Source organism: Flammeovirga aprica JL-4 (assembly GCF_012844305.1).
GTDB classification, from domain to species: domain Bacteria; phylum Bacteroidota; class Bacteroidia; order Cytophagales; family Flammeovirgaceae; genus Flammeovirga; species Flammeovirga aprica.
This window is the reverse complement of sequence record NZ_JABANE010000429.1, coordinates 1-540: the sequence shown is the minus strand read 5'-3', so window position 1 is coordinate 540 and position 540 is coordinate 1. Positions and strand designations below refer to the sequence as shown.

Here is a 540-nt window from a genome sequence, read left to right as displayed (position 1 = left end):
TCTCAAAGTCAACGCCGGCCTTGATCTGCAGGCCCAGCTTCTGGATGCGCATTTCAATCACGCTCGGGCGCCCCACCAGAATCGGTTTGGCCAGTCCCAGAGACACCAGCTCCTGGGTGGCGTGCAGCACCCGAGTCTCCTCCCCTTCCGCCAGCACCACGCGCTTCGGCTCTTTGCGCGCCTGAGAGAAGATAGGCTTCATAAACAGGTTGGTTTTATAGACGAACTCGCTCAGTTTCTCGATATAGGCGTCAAAATCAGCGATCGGGCGCGTCGCCACACCGGAGTCCATCGCCGCCTTCGCCACCGCGGGGGCGATCTTGACGATCAGCCGCGGGTCGAATGGTTTCGGAATGATGTACTCCGGACCAAAGCTTAAATCCTGATCGCCGTAGGCGGAGGCCACCACTTCGCTCTGCTCGGCATGGGCCAGCTCGGCAATCGCATGCACCGCCGCCAGCTTCATCTCTTCGTTGATCGCCGTCGCGCCGACGTCCAGCGCGCCGCGGAAGATGAACGGGAAGCAAAGTACGTTGTTGA

Annotated in this window: 1 protein-coding gene; it reads right to left on the bottom strand. The window is 60.4% G+C overall.

Annotated elements, in window-relative coordinates; translation table 11 throughout:
• On the bottom strand, positions 1 to 540 hold a 540-nt coding region (locus HHU12_RS34765), incomplete at both ends, for a phosphate acyltransferase (protein WP_262889463.1).